This is a genomic window from Sandarakinorhabdus rubra (assembly GCF_010994245.1).
Taxonomy (GTDB): Bacteria; Pseudomonadota; Alphaproteobacteria; order Sphingomonadales; family Sphingomonadaceae; genus Sandarakinorhabdus; species Sandarakinorhabdus rubra.
On sequence record NZ_WMHO01000005.1, the window covers coordinates 14,563 to 27,727 of the forward strand.

Below are 13,165 nucleotides of genomic sequence, written 5' to 3' on the forward strand. Positions count from 1 at the left end.
CAGAGTCGCCGGCGGTGTTGCTGCCCATTGCCAAGCGATGCGCAATCGGCTTTGAGAACGGGCGATGGCTTCCGAACCTTCCGCCCCCTCGGCGGCGCCCCCCGCGCCGCGCCGCGGCCTCAATGCCCAGATGATCCAGGTCTGGATGACCTGGGGCAGCCGCTTCCTGCCGTTCGCCGACGTGGCGAGCGCGGAGCTGCCGCTGTCGCGCCTGCTCCGGCTGTCGCTGATCCAGGTCAGTGTCGGCATGTGCCTGGTGCTGCTGGTCGGCACGCTCAATCGGGTGATGATCGTGGAGCTGGGTGTGCCGGCCACGCTGGTGGGCGTGATGCTGGCGCTGCCGCTGCTGGCCGCCCCGTTCCGCGCGCTGATCGGCCACAAGTCGGATACCCACAAATCGGCACTGGGCTGGCGGCGGGTGCCCTATATCTACATCGGCACCATGGTGCAGTTCGGCGGGCTGGCGATCATGCCCTTTGCCATCCTGGTGCTGGCCGGAGCACAGGAAGCCTATGACGAACGCGTGTGGCTGGGCCAACCGGCGGCCGCGCTGGCCTTCCTGCTGGTCGGCGCCGGGCTCCACACCACACAGACCGTGGGCCTGGCGCTGGCCACCGATCTGACGAAACCCGAACAGCAGCCCAACGTGGTCGGACTGATGTACGTGATGCTGCTGCTGGGCTCGATCACCGCGGCCTTCTTCTTCGGCTGGGCGCTGGAACCGTTCAGCCAGGGCCGGCTGATCCAGGTGATCCAGGGCATGGCGGTGATCACCATCCTTCTGAACTTCACCGCGCTGTGGAAGCAGGAAGCGCGCATTCCCCACTGGCGCCGCACCGAACCGGCCACGCCCGACCCCACGTTCCGCGAAAGCTGGAACCTGTTTCTGGGCAAGGAACGCACCGTGCTGCGGCTGGTGGCGGTGGGGCTGGGCACGCTGGCCTTTTCCATGTCGGACATCGTGCTGGAGCCCTATGGCGGCGAGGTGCTGAAGCTGGGCGTGGGCACCACCACGATGCTCAGCGCGATCATGGCCTTCGGCAGCCTGCTGGGCTTTGCCTATGCCTCCTACATATTGTCGCTGGGCGCCGATCCGTTCCGCATGGCCAGCCTGGGCGCGCTGATCGGCCTGCCGGCCTATGCGCTGATCATCTTTGCCGCCGGGTCGGACACGCCATCGATCTTCACGCTGGGCGTGCTGCTGGCCGGCATCGGCACCGGCCTGTTCGGCCACGGCACGCTCACCGCAACGATGCAGCTGGCGCCCACCGGGCAAGTGGGTATCGCGATGGGGGCATGGGGCGCCGTGCAGGCCACCTCGCAGGGCGTTGGCGCCACCATCGGAGGCATCATCCGCGACGTGGCGCGCGGCCTGGATGTCGGGCTCAGCCTGCCCGGCACCGCCAGCGGCTATGTCATCATCTTCGCCCTGGAGCTGGCGTTGATGGCTGCCACGCTGGCAGCGATGTGGCCGCTGCTGCGCCGCGAGCCGGATTGAGGCCAGCGCCCTTTCCAGCGAAGCGCCGCCCGTTCAAGACAAAGCAAAAGGGCCGGTGCCCCATGGGACACCGGCCCTTCCGTTTGTTCATCGCATGGCCTGCCGCAGCAGGCCGCGGCGATTACTGGGCAGCCGGAGCTTCGGCAGCCGGAGCCGCTTCAGCGGCCGGAGCCATGGCATCGGCGGCCGGAGCGGCAGCTTCAGCAGCCGGAGCGGCAGCTTCAGCAGCCGGGGCAGCGGCAGCAGCGCCCTGCCAGTAGCTGCCAAACCAGCTGGTGTTGAGCAGGATCGAGGCGTGCACGATCAGAGCGACCGCGGCCACGCCGATGAAGAACAGCGGCAGACCGACGCTGGGGCTGACATAAAGCCAGATACGACCTTCATTCATGACAATGTCTCCCCTGATCTCAGTGCAGCCACGGCGTCAGCGCGAACGCCAGGATGTGCGCCAGAACGGCAATGGCGCCGAAAATCCGGGTGCCCCACTTCAGGCCCTCGTTGATTTCCACCGCTTCCTTTTCGGTCAACCCGGTCGGGTAGACCTTGGTGTCTTCAGCCATGTTATACTCCTCTCCCATTCGGGAAACGGCGCCGCCCCTGTCGGTCAACGTCTTCCCCGCCTGTTTGCCGGATTGGGTACCCCTTGATGTGCGCGGCCCAGTCCATGCCGCGCATTTCCACCGACGGGCCGACCCTTGGGAGGTCGCGGCAGTAAGTCGCAGCCACACAATCCCATAGCCATTCGGTCGCATGTGTCAATCTGTCGCCACGGCTCTGCCCACAGGAAAATGACATATTTGCAAAGGTGCCGGCATCGTCGCGGCGCCGGCATCCGGACCAGGTGGCCGCGGCACCGCCTGGGCAGCGCTCAAGCCACGAAAAAATGCTGCCAGACGAATCGGTTCAGGCGCGCACGAAGCGGTCGACCCCGCTGCCATCCTTGAGCCGCCGCACCCGGCCGCGCTCTTCCAGCCAGTGCAGGTGGGCCACCGTCTCGCCGGTGGCGAGGCCATAGTCGGCCTCGCCGATCGGGCGGCGGAACAGCGCGGCAAAGCAATCCACCGCGGTGCGCGGTTCGGCGCAGAAGGCTTCCAGCTTTTCGAGCTTGCCGGCGTGATCGGCGGCCAGCTGGTCAAGGCGGGTGTGCAGGCCCACGAACGGCTCGTTGTGGGCGGGCAGCACCAGCACGTCCGCCGGCACGGCGCGCAGCCGGTCGATGCTTTCCAGCCAGTCGCCCAGCGGATCGGCATAAGGCTCGGTGGGATAGACCGAGACATTGCTGGTGATGCGCGGCAGCACCTGATCGCCCGAGATCATCAGGTCATCCGTTACCAGGCAGGCATGTTCGGGGGCGTGGCCGCGGCCCACCACCACCTGCCACTGGCGCGCGCCGATGGTCAGCACATCGCCATCGCGCAGCCGCTTGAAGCCGGCCGGCATCTTGGAGACGATCTTGCCGAAGCTGCCCCAGGCCTTGGCCTTCATGGCCGCGACCTGCTCCTCGCTCCAGCCGGCGCGGATGGAAAAGGCGATCGCCTCGTCGGGCGGGGCATCGCGCACGTCGAGCGTGAGGGTGCGGGCCAGCAGATATTCGGTGCGGGTGATCTCCAGCGGCACATCGAACTTGCGGCACAGCCAGCCGGCCATGCCGAGATGATCGGGGTGATAATGGGTGACGATCACCCGCGTCACCGGCTTGCCCGCGAACGGCCCGGCCAGCAGCGCTTCCCACGCCGCCTTGCTCGCCGGCAGGCCGACCCCGGTATCGACGATGGCCCAGCCGGCCCCGGCGTCGAGCACCCACAGGTTGATGTGATCAAGCCCGAACGGCAGGCCCATGCGCACCCAGAACACGCCGGGCGCCACTTCGTGCGCTTCGCCCGCCCCCGGCACCCAGCGCCCGCAGGGATAGGTGAGCCCGTTGCGCTCCTCCGCCACGCGCGCTTCGCTGCTGGGCGCGAACTCGGGCACGGCGTTGAGCGGGGGCGGTTCCATGCCCTGATCGGTAATCGGCGGGCGAGCTCACGTCGACTCTCCTTGCCGACAGGATGGGCCTGCGCCAAAGGGCCGTTCGATGCATCCCAATGCCGCCTTTCGCAGTGCCGATGATCCGCTCGGCTTCGTGGCCCGCCACGGCTTTGCGCATATATTTGCTCAGACGCCGGACGGCCCGCGCGTCGCCCATGCGCCGCTGCTGGTGACCGACAGTGGCACCGTGCAGTTCCACCTGGCGCGCGGCAATGCGCTCGCCGCCCATCTTGATGGCCTGGTCGCGCTCGCCAGCATTGGCGGCCCCGGCCATTATGTCTCGCCCAACTGGTATGCCGAGCCGGCCGGCAACGTGCCGACCTGGAACTATGTCGCGGTCGAGCTGGAAGGTCCGGTGCGGGCGCTGGACACAGCTGCGCTGGAGGCGCTGCTCAACCTGTCCTCCGACACCTTCGAGCCGCGCGTGGGGGAGGACTGGACGATGGCCAAGATGCCCCGCCCGAAAGCCGAAGCGATGATGCGCGCCATCATCGGCTATGAGCTCACCCCGACCGCCATCCGCACCACGCTGAAGGCCAGCCAAAACCGCAGCGAGGCCGATGCGCAGGGCGTGATCGCAGCGCTGGAGCGGCTGGGGGAGACGGCGGGCGCAGCCACCATAAGGCAGGCCCGGGCAGCGAGAACCAATCCATGAAACTGGCGGTCTTTGATTGCGACGGCACGTTGATCGACAGCCAGGTCAACATCATCCGGGCGATGGACAGCAGCTTCCAGCGCCACGGACTGGCGCCTCCGCCGCCGCACGCCACCCGCCGCATCGTCGGCCTGTCGCTGGTGGAAGCCATGCAGGCGCTGCTGCCGGATGCCGAAACGGCCCTGCACGTCTCTCTCGCCGAAGATTACAAGGCCGCCTTCCACCGCCTGCGCGCCGACCGCAGCCTGGATCCGGAGCCGCTCTATCCCGGCATCCGCCGCCTGCTCGATGCGCTGGACGGCGCCGGCTGGCTGCTGGCGGTGGCCACCGGCAAGTCCGACCGCGGGCTGAAGCTGGCGCTCGAGCATCACGGCATCCACCACCTGTTCATCAGCCTGCAGACCGCCGACCGCCACCCGTCAAAACCCCACCCCTCCATGCTGCGCGCCGCGCTGGCCGACGCCGGCACCACGGCCGACAGGGCGGTAATGATCGGCGACACGGTGTTCGATATCGCCATGGGCAGCGCCGCCGGGGTGCGGAGCATCGGTGTCGACTGGGGCTATCACGAGGCCGATGAGCTGCTGGACGCCGGTGCTGCGGACGTGGCGGCAGACGCGGATCACCTGCTGGCGCTGCTGAGTGGCTGAGGAACCGCCGCCCGGCTCCGGCGAGATGATCGCCCGGCTTAGGCGGCTGGGCCGGGTGCTGGCCGTCTTGTCACTGCTGTTCGGCGCCATGTTCGTGATGCTGGCCCGCCGCAGCGCCGCCACCGGCGAGTCCGGCGCGGTGGCGGGCGTGCTGTTCTGGGTCGCGGCCGGGCTGCAGTTCGCCCTGGCTTTCGTGTTGCTGCGGCGGGGCCGGCGCGGGTAAGGCGCTTGGCATGAGCGAACAGCCGATCCTGTCGAAGGCCGAGGCCCGCAAGCGCTATCTCCTCTATGTCGGCGTGCGCTTCTTTGGCCTGGCGGTGATGGTGCTGGGGGTCTGGCTCAGCCGCACCGTGGGGCAGGCGCCGGGCCTTGCCGTGGTGCTGCTGGGCGGCGCCACCCTGTTCATTCGGCCGAAGCACCTGGGGCTGACACGGCGGTGAAGCGATTCTACACGGCTGCGAGCGTGACCGGAGACGGGCCGTTCGGCGTTGCGCTGGATGGCCGGGCGCTGCGCACCCCGGCGCGCGTGCCGCTGGCAGTGCCGACAGCAGCGCTGGCCGCGGCCATCGCCGATGAGTGGAACGCGCAAGGGGACCAGATCAACCCGCGCGCCATGCCGCTGACCGGGCTGGCCAATGCCGCCATCGACCGGGTGGCCCCGGACGCACCCGCCTTTGCCGCGCGGCTGGCGGGGTGGGGGGAAAGCGAGCTGATCGCCTATCGCGCCGATGGCCCGGCCAGCCTGCTGGCCGGGCAGGCCGAGGCTTGGGACCGCTGGGTGGACTGGTTTGCCCGCCGCTTCGATGCCGCCCTCACCCTCACCAGCGGGGTGATGCACGTGCCGCAGCCGCCGGCGACTCTGGCACGTATCGGGGCTGCCTTTGCGGCCTTCACGCCCTTCCAGCTCGCCGCGCTCGACCCGGTGGTGAGCATCACCGGTTCGGCGGTGCTGGCGCTGGCCGTGGCGGCCGGCGAACTCGACGCCGATGCCGCCTATGACATCGCGCATGTCGATGCGCGCTGGCAGGAGGAACAATGGGGCCGCGACCCGTTGGCGGAACAGGCGGAAGCCACGCGTCGCGCCGATCTGGCCGCGGCGGTGCACTTCCTGCGCCTTCTGGAAGGGTGAGCAATCGCCTCTTGCCCGCCGCGCCGCACTTGCTAGGGACATGCCCAAAGGGGAAGACCTGTCATGCTGAAACAGCTCGAAGAACTGGAACGCCGCCGCGAGGCCGCGCGGCTGGGTGGCGGCGAGAAGCGCATTGCCGCCCAGCACGCCAAGGGCCGGCTGACCGCGCGCGAACGGCTGGACATATTGCTTGATCCCGGAAGCTTCGAAGAGCTGGACATGTATGTCGAGCACAACTGCACCGATTTCGGGATGGCCGAAACGGTGATCCCCGGCGACGGCGTGGTGACCGGCAGCGGCACCATCAACGGCCGGCTGGTGTTTGTCTTCTCCCAGGATTTCACCGTGTTCGGCGGCTCCCTGTCCGAACGCCACGCCCAGAAGATCTGCAAGATCATGGACATGGCGATGAAGGTCGGCGCCCCGGTGATTGGCCTCAACGATTCGGGCGGCGCGCGCATCCAGGAGGGCGTGGCGTCGCTGGGCGGCTATGCCGAGGTGTTCCAGCGGAACGTGCTGGCCAGTGGCGTGGTGCCGCAGATCAGCCTCATCATGGGGCCGTGCGCGGGCGGCGCGGTCTATTCACCGGCGATGACCGACTTCATCTTCATGGTGAAGGATTCAAGCTACATGTTCGTCACCGGGCCGGACGTGGTGAAAACGGTGACCAACGAGGTGGTGACCCAGGAGGAACTGGGCGGCGCCATAACCCACAGCACCAAGTCCGGCGTGGCCGACCTGGCGCTGGAGGACGACATCGACGCGCTGCTGCGCACCCGGCAGTTCTTCGATTTCCTGCCGCTCAACAACCGCGAGGACGCGCCCTTCCGGCCGACCAGCGATGATCCGCTGCGCATCGATGAAAGTCTCGACACGCTGATCCCGGCCAGCGCTGCCAAGCCCTATGACATGCACGAACTGATCCAGAAGGTCGCCGACGATGGCGCCTTCTTCGAGCTGCAGCCCGGCCACGCCGGCAACATCATCATTGGCTTTGCCCGCATCGAAGGTCACACGGTGGGCATTGTCGCCAACCAGCCGATGGTGCTGGCCGGCTGCCTCGACATCAATGCCTCCAAGAAGGCCGGGCGCTTTGTGCGCTTCTGCGATGCCTTCAACATCCCGATCGTGACCTTCGTGGATGTGCCCGGCTTCCTGCCCGGCGTGGCGCAGGAATATGGCGGCATCATCAAGCACGGCGCCAAGCTGCTGTTTGCCTATGCTGAAGCGACCGTGCCGAAGATCACGGTCATCACCCGCAAGGCCTATGGCGGGGCCTATGACGTGATGGCCTCCAAACATCTGCGCGGCGACCTGAACTATGCCTGGCCCACGGCCGAGATCGCGGTGATGGGCGCCAAGGGCGCGGTGGAAATCATCTTCCGCCAGGATATTGGCGACAAGGACAAGATCGCGACCCGCACCGCCGAGTACGAGGCGCGCTTCGCCAACCCGTTCGTGGCGGCCTCCAAGGGCTTCATCGACGAGGTGATCATGCCGCACGCGACGCGGCGCCGGATCGCCCTTGGCTTGCGCAAGCTGCGCACCAAGGGCTTGGAAAACCCTTGGAAGAAGCATGACAACATACCCCTCTGAGCAGGGGACGTGATGCCCGACACCTATCTCGTCTGGAAGTTCGTGCACCTCACCGGGGTGGTGATGCTGCTGGGCAACATCACCGTGACGGCGATCTGGAAATTCTTCGCCGATCGCGATGGCCGGCCACAGGTGCTTGGTTTTGCACAGAAACTCATCACCTACACCGATTGGTCGATGACCGTGTGGGGAGTCGTCCTGACCATGGCGGGCGGCTATGGCTTGGCGCTGGCCGGGCAGTATGACCTCACCCATGGCTGGCTGCTTTGGTCGCAGCTCTGCTTTGTCGCCGCCGGGCTGATCTGGATGGGGCTGATCGTGCCGATCCAGATCCGCAGCGCCCGGCTTGCGCACGGCTTTGCTGCCGGCACTCCCGTGCCGGAGGAATACAAGCTGTTGTCGAGAAAGTGGATTTTCTGGGGGCTGGTGTCCACGGTACCGCTTCTTGCGGCGCTGTGGCTGATGATCGCCCGCCCCGGCTGAGGCAGAAATGACACGGCGGTTACAGAGAAAAGACGCTTTGATGACGCTTTGATGACATTCCTGTTGCATTGACATGACAACAGCCGCATCATCCCTTGGTATCGAGAACGGGAGAGATGGCGATGCGTATCCTGAAGGCAGCGATGATGGTGGCGATGGCCACCACAACCCTGGCAGCGCCGGCAATGGCGGCTGGGCCCGGCTACGCCGAATCCAGGGTGAAGGTGCAGACGGCCGATCTTGATCTGACCTCCGCAGCCGGGCAGCAGGTCCTGGTGCGCCGGCTGGAGATGGCCATTACCCGTTTGTGCGGCACCCCGATTTTCCAGACCCGCGACGAACTGGACGAACTGGCCGCCTGCCGCAGCGATGCGATGGCGGCGGCTGCCCCGCAGATCGATGCGGCGCGCGCCCGGCAGGCCGTGGCGGTCGCCAGCACCCGCTGAGAAGACGTCAGGGAAGGAACAGGCCGGCCGGGCAGCAATGCCCGTGCCGGCCTTTTCGTTGCATCAGGACGGTCGGGGAGGGCCAGAAGGGGCGGGCCGGCGCTGGCTCGGGGGACAACCGGCGCCGGCCCGTTGGCCGCGGCAAAGGGGAAAGCCACGGCCCGGCGGGGCTGATGGCGCCGCCGCGCCCGCTTGCAGCAGGCGCTGGCGGCATCGGTGGGGGAACCATCAGGGCCGCCGTTGCTGATGTTCTAATGCCGCATGCCTGAACGGAAGGGAAACAGACTGTCCCTGTCGCCGTCATCGCCATAATCGATATGTTGCACGCCGCGTCGCGCCCGCTATGAGCCTCGTTGGACGTTCCGGGAGGCCCAAGCCTTGTTCAAGAAGATCCTGATTGCCAACCGTGGTGAAATCGCCTGCCGCGTGATCCGCACGGCCAGGGCCATGGGCATCAAGACGGTGGCTGTCTATTCCGATGCCGATGCACAGGCTTTGCACGTGCGCGAAGCTGACGAGGCCGTGCACATCGGCGCAGCACCGGCCGCCGAATCCTATCTGCTGGCCGACCGGATCATCGCGGCGTGCAAGGCCACGGGCGCCGAGGCCGTGCACCCCGGCTATGGCTTCCTGTCGGAACGCGCCGGCTTCGTGGAGGCGCTTGGCCAAGCCGGCATCGCCTTCATCGGCCCGCCGGCCACAGCGATTGCCGCAATGGGCGACAAGATCGAGAGCAAGCGCCGCGCCAAGGCCGCGGGCGTCAGCGTCGTCCCCGGCTTCGTCGGCGAGATCACAGGCACTGATCACGCGGTCGAGATCGCCGGCGGCATCGGCTATCCGGTGATGATGAAGGCCAGTGCCGGCGGCGGCGGCAAGGGCATGCGCCTTGCCTGGAGCGAGGCCGACGTGCGCGAAGGCTTTGACAGCGTGCGCCGCGAAGCGCTGGCCAGCTTCGGCGATGACCGGGTGTTCATCGAGAAGTTCGTCGAGCAGCCACGCCACATCGAGATCCAGTTGATCGGCGATCAACAGGGCAACATCGTCTATCTGAACGAGCGTGACTGCTCGATCCAGCGCCGCCACCAGAAGGTGGTGGAGGAAGCCCCCTCCCCGTTCGTGACGCCGGAGATGCGCAAGGCCATGGGCGAACAGGCCGTCGCGCTGGCCCGCAATGTCGGCTATTTCAGCGCCGGCACGGTGGAGTTCATCGCCGGCGCCGACCGCAGCTTCTACTTCCTCGAAATGAACACCCGCCTGCAGGTGGAGCATCCCGTCACCGAGTGCATCACCGGGCTCGATCTGGTTGAGCTGATGATCCGGGTGGCCGCCGGCGAGCCGCTGCCCTTTGGTCAGGCCGACGTCACGCTCAACGGCCACGCCATCGAAACCCGCGTCTATGCCGAAGACCCCTATCGCGGCTTCCTGCCCTCCATCGGCCGGCTGAGCCGCTGCCAGCCGCCGGAGGCCGGCCGGGATGACGAGGGGCGCCTGGTGCGCATCGATACCGGCGTCGTCGAAGGCGCTGAAATCTCGATGTTCTATGATCCGATGATCGCCAAGCTGATCACCTGGGGGCCAACCCGCGCCGACGCGATCGCCGCGCAGGCCCAGGCGCTCGACCGCTATCTGATCAAGGGCATCAACCACAATATCGATTTCCTCTCGGCGATCATGCAGCACCCGCGCTTCCAGGCCGGCGAAACGGTGACCACCGGCTTCATCGCCGAGGAATATCCGGAAGGCTTCCACGGCGCCCCGGTGGCGCCCGAAACCCGCGACGCCCTGATCGCCGCAGCCGCCATCATCCACGCCGAAACGGTGGCACGCGAAAGCCTGATCGACGGTCAGCTGGCCGGCGACGGCGCCCAGTACGGCATCGACTGGGTGGTGGACCTCGACGGCGAACAGGTGCCGGTGGAAGTGACCGGCGAGGCCGGCAGCCACGAGGTGCTGGTGGCGGGCCGCGACCTTGTCGTGCAGTCCGGCTGGCGGGTCGGCGATGCGCTGTTCGCCGGCAACGTGGACGGCACGCCGGTGGCCATCACTGTCGAGCCGAAGGGCAGCTTCCTGATCCTCACCACGCGCGGCGCTTCCCACAAGTGCCGCGTGCTCACCCCGCGCGCCGCCGAACTGGCGCGCTTCATGATCCCCAAGGTGCCGCCGGACATGAGCAAGTATCTGCTCTGCCCGATGCCCGGCCTCGTCGTCTCGATCGCCGTGGCGGAAGGCGACAAGGTGGAGGCCGGCCAGCCGCTGGCGACCGTTGAAGCCATGAAGATGGAGAATATCCTGCGCGCCGAAAAGGCGGGCGTGGTGGCGAAGCTGCTGGCCAAGCCGGGGGACAGCCTGGCGGTTGATGCCGTGATCATGGAATTTGGCTGAAACGGCCCGCGCGGAGCCCGACCCGCCTCAGCCAGGAAACTGCGCCAGCGCCGTGCGATAACGCCGACTGCCCGGCAGACGGGTGCCATCGGCCAGCATCACCGCGAAATCGCCGCTGCCTTCGCTGGCCACGCTGGCTACCGCCGCCACGCGCACCAGGTGGGCGCGGTGGATGCGAGCAAAACCCTGGGGCGCCAGTTCCTCGGCCAGCGCCGCCATGGTCACGCGGTGCAGCACGGTGCCATGGCGGGTGGCCAGTTCCACATAATTGCCGGCGCTGCTGGCGTGGCTGATCTCGTCGGCGGCCAGATAGAGGGTGCGGCCGCCATCCTTCACCGCCAGCCGCCACGCCGGGCCGGGCACAGGTGCCGGCTCGGATGGCGGCGGCACGAATAGGCGATCGAGCAGCCAGCCTAGGCCCACCAGAGCGAGCAGGGTGAGCATGTCCTTGCGGCCTTCATAGACCAGCTGCGCCCACGACCAGTCGAAGCGATAGCGGCTGCCGGCCGCGGCAAACAGCAGCGCCCTTGTGGCCGCCAGCCACAGCACGTGGGCCAGCACCAGCGGCACACACAGCGCCAGGTGCGCGGCGAAAGAAGCTGGCCAGCCCAGTCGCCGCAACCGACGCGAGCCCTGCCATAGGGGCCACAGGATGGCTGCGAAAAAGGCCGCGCTGGTGAATTCCAGCACATGGGGCTGCCAGGCCGGCTGGCCGGGCCGCTCGTCGAGGATGGACTGGGCATCGACCAGCGCCTTGGCGAACAACAGCCCGGCAATCACGGCGGCGGCCTGCAGCTGCACCCGCGTGGCCGCCCTGCCGCCTGTCCCTGAACCGGTGCCGTTCGTCCCCACCTGCCCGCTGCCCGTCCCCACAGCTGTTCCGGCCGTCACTTCACCGCTGAACCGCCGCAAAGGCAAGGCCATGGACGCTGGCATGAGCCACACATCATCCCGCCGTTTCGATCTCGACTGGCTGCGCATGGCCGCATTCGCCCTGTTGATCCTCTACCACGCCGGCATGGCCTTCGTGAGCTGGGACTGGCACATCAAGCTGGCGCGGCTGGTGTGGCTGGAGCCGGTGATGCAGGTCACCAACGCCTGGCGGCTGCTGCTGTTGTTCCTGATCTCCGGCATCGCCTCGGCTGCCATGCTGGGCAAGACGGGCATCGGCGGACGGGCGGGCTTTCTTGCCAGCCGCTCGAAGCGCCTGCTGCTGCCGCTGCTGCTGGGCATTGTCCTGGTCGTCCCGCCGCAGGCCTGGGTGGAGGTGCAGGTGAAGGGCAGCTGGGCGGGTTCCTATCTGCTGTTCTGGCGAACGCGCTATTTCGGCTTTTCCGATGATCTGGGCCTGATCCTGCCGACCTGGAACCATCTGTGGTTCGTCACCTATCTTTGGGCCTACACGCTGTTGCTGGCACTGCTGCCCGCCTCGTGGCTGGCGGCGTGGCGGCGCGGTGTCGAACGGGGGCTGGCCGGCAACCGCCTGTTGTGGCTGCCGATGCTGGCCATCGCCGGCATCCGCCTCGCCCTCGCCGACCGCTTTCCCGAAAGCCACGACCTGGTGAGCGACTGGTGCATGCACTGGATCTATGGCGGCGGCTTCTTCATCGGCGCGGCCATGGGCACCGCCGGTCCGCTGTGGACCGGGGTGGCCCGGCTGTGGCGTGCCGGGCTGCTGCTGGGGCTAGCCGGCTGGGCGGTGGTGGCCTCGATCAACGGCCTGCCGGGCGAGGTGGATGGCGGCTGGCTGATCATTAGCCGCATGGCCCGCGCGGTGCAGGCCTGGGGCATGATCATCGGCCTGCTGGGGCTGGCGCAGCGGTTTCTGGCGGTTGATCACCGCTGGCGCCAGCCGCTGGCCGAAGCGGTATTCCCGGCCTATCTGATCCACCAGACGATCATCGTGCTCGCCGCCTGGTGGTTGCTGCCGCTGGCATTGCCGCTGTGGGCCAAGGCGGCCGTGCTGATGGTCGGCACGGCGGTGGGCACCACTTTGTTCTGCATGGCGACAGCCCGCATCGGCTGGCTGCGGCCGTGGGTCGGCTACAGCAGCGTGCCTAGAGCAAAATTGTCGGCCGCATAGCGCCTTCGTGGCGCAGCAGCCAGGCCTTGCGCTCGACGCCGCCGGCATAGCCGGTGAGCGCGCCGCCCGCCCCCACCACGCGGTGGCAGGGCACGATGATCCCGATCGGGTTGGCGCCGTTGGCCAGGCCTACGGCACGCACCGCCGATGGCTGGCCCATGCTGGCGGCCTGCTGGCCATAGCTGCGGGTCTCGCCGGCCGGGATGGCGCGCAGG

16 protein-coding genes are annotated in these 13,165 nt (G+C 67.7%); 11 read left to right on the forward strand and 5 right to left on the reverse strand.

Annotated elements, in window-relative coordinates; genetic code table 11:
* Window positions 1-145: 145 nt before the first annotated feature.
* Entirely contained in the window at window positions 146-1,498 is a 1,353-nt protein-coding gene (locus GJV64_RS00740) for a BCD family MFS transporter (RefSeq protein WP_235927532.1), read from the forward strand.
* Between the two features lie 121 nt (window positions 1,499-1,619).
* Here the strand turns inward: GJV64_RS00740 and GJV64_RS00745 are convergent, their stop codons facing one another.
* The 3 genes from GJV64_RS00745 to GJV64_RS00755 all read right to left on the reverse strand — a co-directional run bounded on the left by GJV64_RS00745 (window position 1,620) and on the right by GJV64_RS00755 (window position 3,493).
* Window positions 1,620-1,886: a light-harvesting protein gene (locus GJV64_RS00745; protein ID WP_164155383.1), complete on the reverse strand. Its 267-nt coding sequence runs from the start codon at window positions 1,884-1,886 to the stop codon at window positions 1,620-1,622.
* 19 nt (window positions 1,887-1,905) lie between these two features.
* Entirely contained in the window at window positions 1,906-2,058 is a 153-nt protein-coding gene (locus tag GJV64_RS00750; protein ID WP_164155384.1) for a light-harvesting protein, read from the reverse strand.
* Window positions 2,059-2,401: 343 nt separating this feature from the next.
* Window positions 2,402-3,493, reverse strand: coding sequence for an MBL fold metallo-hydrolase (locus GJV64_RS00755; RefSeq protein WP_164155385.1), 1,092 nt, complete (start codon window positions 3,491-3,493; stop codon window positions 2,402-2,404).
* 79 nt (window positions 3,494-3,572) lie between these two features.
* Between GJV64_RS00755 and GJV64_RS00760 the strand changes: the two genes are divergently transcribed.
* From GJV64_RS00760 to GJV64_RS00800, 9 genes are all read left to right on the forward strand, one after another.
* On the forward strand, window positions 3,573-4,181 hold the full coding sequence (locus tag GJV64_RS00760; protein ID WP_164155386.1) for an FMN-binding negative transcriptional regulator: 609 nt from the start codon (window positions 3,573-3,575) through the stop codon (window positions 4,179-4,181).
* The gene (locus GJV64_RS00765; protein WP_164155387.1) at window positions 4,178-4,831 is read left to right on the forward strand and encodes an HAD-IA family hydrolase; all 654 of its coding nucleotides are present in this window, start codon (window positions 4,178-4,180) and stop codon (window positions 4,829-4,831) included. The genes GJV64_RS00760 and GJV64_RS00765 overlap by 4 nt, the downstream gene beginning before the upstream one ends.
* Complete coding sequence (locus GJV64_RS00770; protein WP_164155388.1) at window positions 4,824-5,054, forward strand: hypothetical protein; 231 nt, start codon at window positions 4,824-4,826, stop codon at window positions 5,052-5,054. Before GJV64_RS00765 ends, GJV64_RS00770 begins: the two co-directional genes overlap by 8 nt.
* A 10-nt stretch (window positions 5,055-5,064) precedes the next feature.
* The gene (locus GJV64_RS00775; protein WP_164155389.1) at window positions 5,065-5,271 is read left to right on the forward strand and encodes a hypothetical protein; all 207 of its coding nucleotides are present in this window, start codon (window positions 5,065-5,067) and stop codon (window positions 5,269-5,271) included.
* The gene (locus GJV64_RS00780) at window positions 5,268-5,960 is read left to right on the forward strand and encodes an ATP12 family chaperone protein (RefSeq protein ID WP_164155390.1); all 693 of its coding nucleotides are present in this window, start codon (window positions 5,268-5,270) and stop codon (window positions 5,958-5,960) included. Before GJV64_RS00775 ends, GJV64_RS00780 begins: the two co-directional genes overlap by 4 nt.
* Window positions 5,961-6,023: 63 nt before the next feature.
* The gene (locus tag GJV64_RS00785; RefSeq protein ID WP_164155391.1) at window positions 6,024-7,556 is read left to right on the forward strand and encodes an acyl-CoA carboxylase subunit beta; all 1,533 of its coding nucleotides are present in this window, start codon (window positions 6,024-6,026) and stop codon (window positions 7,554-7,556) included.
* A gap of 12 nt (window positions 7,557-7,568) precedes the next feature.
* Window positions 7,569-8,039, forward strand: a complete 471-nt coding sequence (locus GJV64_RS00790) for a DUF2269 family protein (RefSeq protein WP_164155392.1) — start codon at window positions 7,569-7,571, stop codon at window positions 8,037-8,039.
* A 122-nt stretch (window positions 8,040-8,161) separates the two neighbouring features.
* A complete protein-coding gene (locus tag GJV64_RS00795; RefSeq protein ID WP_164155393.1) occupies window positions 8,162-8,485 on the forward strand; it encodes a UrcA family protein in 324 nt (107 codons plus the stop codon).
* A 378-nt stretch (window positions 8,486-8,863) separates the two neighbouring features.
* On the forward strand, window positions 8,864-10,867 hold the full coding sequence (locus GJV64_RS00800; RefSeq protein WP_164155394.1) for an acetyl-CoA carboxylase biotin carboxylase subunit: 2,004 nt from the start codon (window positions 8,864-8,866) through the stop codon (window positions 10,865-10,867).
* A gap of 27 nt (window positions 10,868-10,894) precedes the next feature.
* Here GJV64_RS00800 and GJV64_RS00805 read toward each other — a convergent pair whose 3' ends face one another.
* Entirely contained in the window at window positions 10,895-11,668 is a 774-nt protein-coding gene (locus tag GJV64_RS00805; protein ID WP_164155395.1) for a LytTR family DNA-binding domain-containing protein, read from the reverse strand.
* A gap of 133 nt (window positions 11,669-11,801) precedes the next feature.
* Between GJV64_RS00805 and GJV64_RS00810 the strand changes: the two genes are divergently transcribed.
* Window positions 11,802-12,950, forward strand: coding sequence for an acyltransferase family protein (locus tag GJV64_RS00810; RefSeq protein ID WP_164155396.1), 1,149 nt, complete (start codon window positions 11,802-11,804; stop codon window positions 12,948-12,950).
* Here the strand turns inward: GJV64_RS00810 and GJV64_RS00815 are convergent.
* Window positions 12,925-13,165 (reverse strand): methylated-DNA--[protein]-cysteine S-methyltransferase (locus GJV64_RS00815; protein WP_164155397.1); only part of this gene is annotated, 241 nt, incomplete at its 5' end. The two genes, GJV64_RS00810 and GJV64_RS00815, sit on opposite strands and share 26 nt — an antisense overlap.

Excerpts from the sequence above, each read along its gene's own strand:
- GJV64_RS00775 (WP_164155389.1), top strand. The coding sequence starts at position 5,065 with ATGAGCGAACAGCCGATCCTGTCGAAGGCCGAGGCCCGCAAGCGCTAT.
- GJV64_RS00765 (WP_164155387.1), top strand. The coding sequence starts at position 4,178 with ATGAAACTGGCGGTCTTTGATTGCGACGGCACGTTGATCGACAGCCAG.
- GJV64_RS00740 (WP_235927532.1), top strand. The coding sequence starts at position 146 with ATGACCTGGGGCAGCCGCTTCCTGCCGTTCGCCGACGTGGCGAGCGCG.
- GJV64_RS00755 (WP_164155385.1), bottom strand. The coding sequence starts at position 3,493 with ATGGAACCGCCCCCGCTCAACGCCGTGCCCGAGTTCGCGCCCAGCAGC.
- GJV64_RS00750 (WP_164155384.1), bottom strand. The coding sequence starts at position 2,058 with ATGGCTGAAGACACCAAGGTCTACCCGACCGGGTTGACCGAAAAGGAA.
- GJV64_RS00745 (WP_164155383.1), bottom strand. The coding sequence starts at position 1,886 with ATGAATGAAGGTCGTATCTGGCTTTATGTCAGCCCCAGCGTCGGTCTG.
- GJV64_RS00785 (WP_164155391.1), top strand. The coding sequence starts at position 6,024 with ATGCTGAAACAGCTCGAAGAACTGGAACGCCGCCGCGAGGCCGCGCGG.
- GJV64_RS00810 (WP_164155396.1), top strand. The coding sequence starts at position 11,802 with ATGAGCCACACATCATCCCGCCGTTTCGATCTCGACTGGCTGCGCATG.
- GJV64_RS00795 (WP_164155393.1), top strand. The coding sequence starts at position 8,162 with ATGCGTATCCTGAAGGCAGCGATGATGGTGGCGATGGCCACCACAACC.
- GJV64_RS00760 (WP_164155386.1), top strand. The coding sequence starts at position 3,573 with ATGCATCCCAATGCCGCCTTTCGCAGTGCCGATGATCCGCTCGGCTTC.
- GJV64_RS00790 (WP_164155392.1), top strand. The coding sequence starts at position 7,569 with ATGCCCGACACCTATCTCGTCTGGAAGTTCGTGCACCTCACCGGGGTG.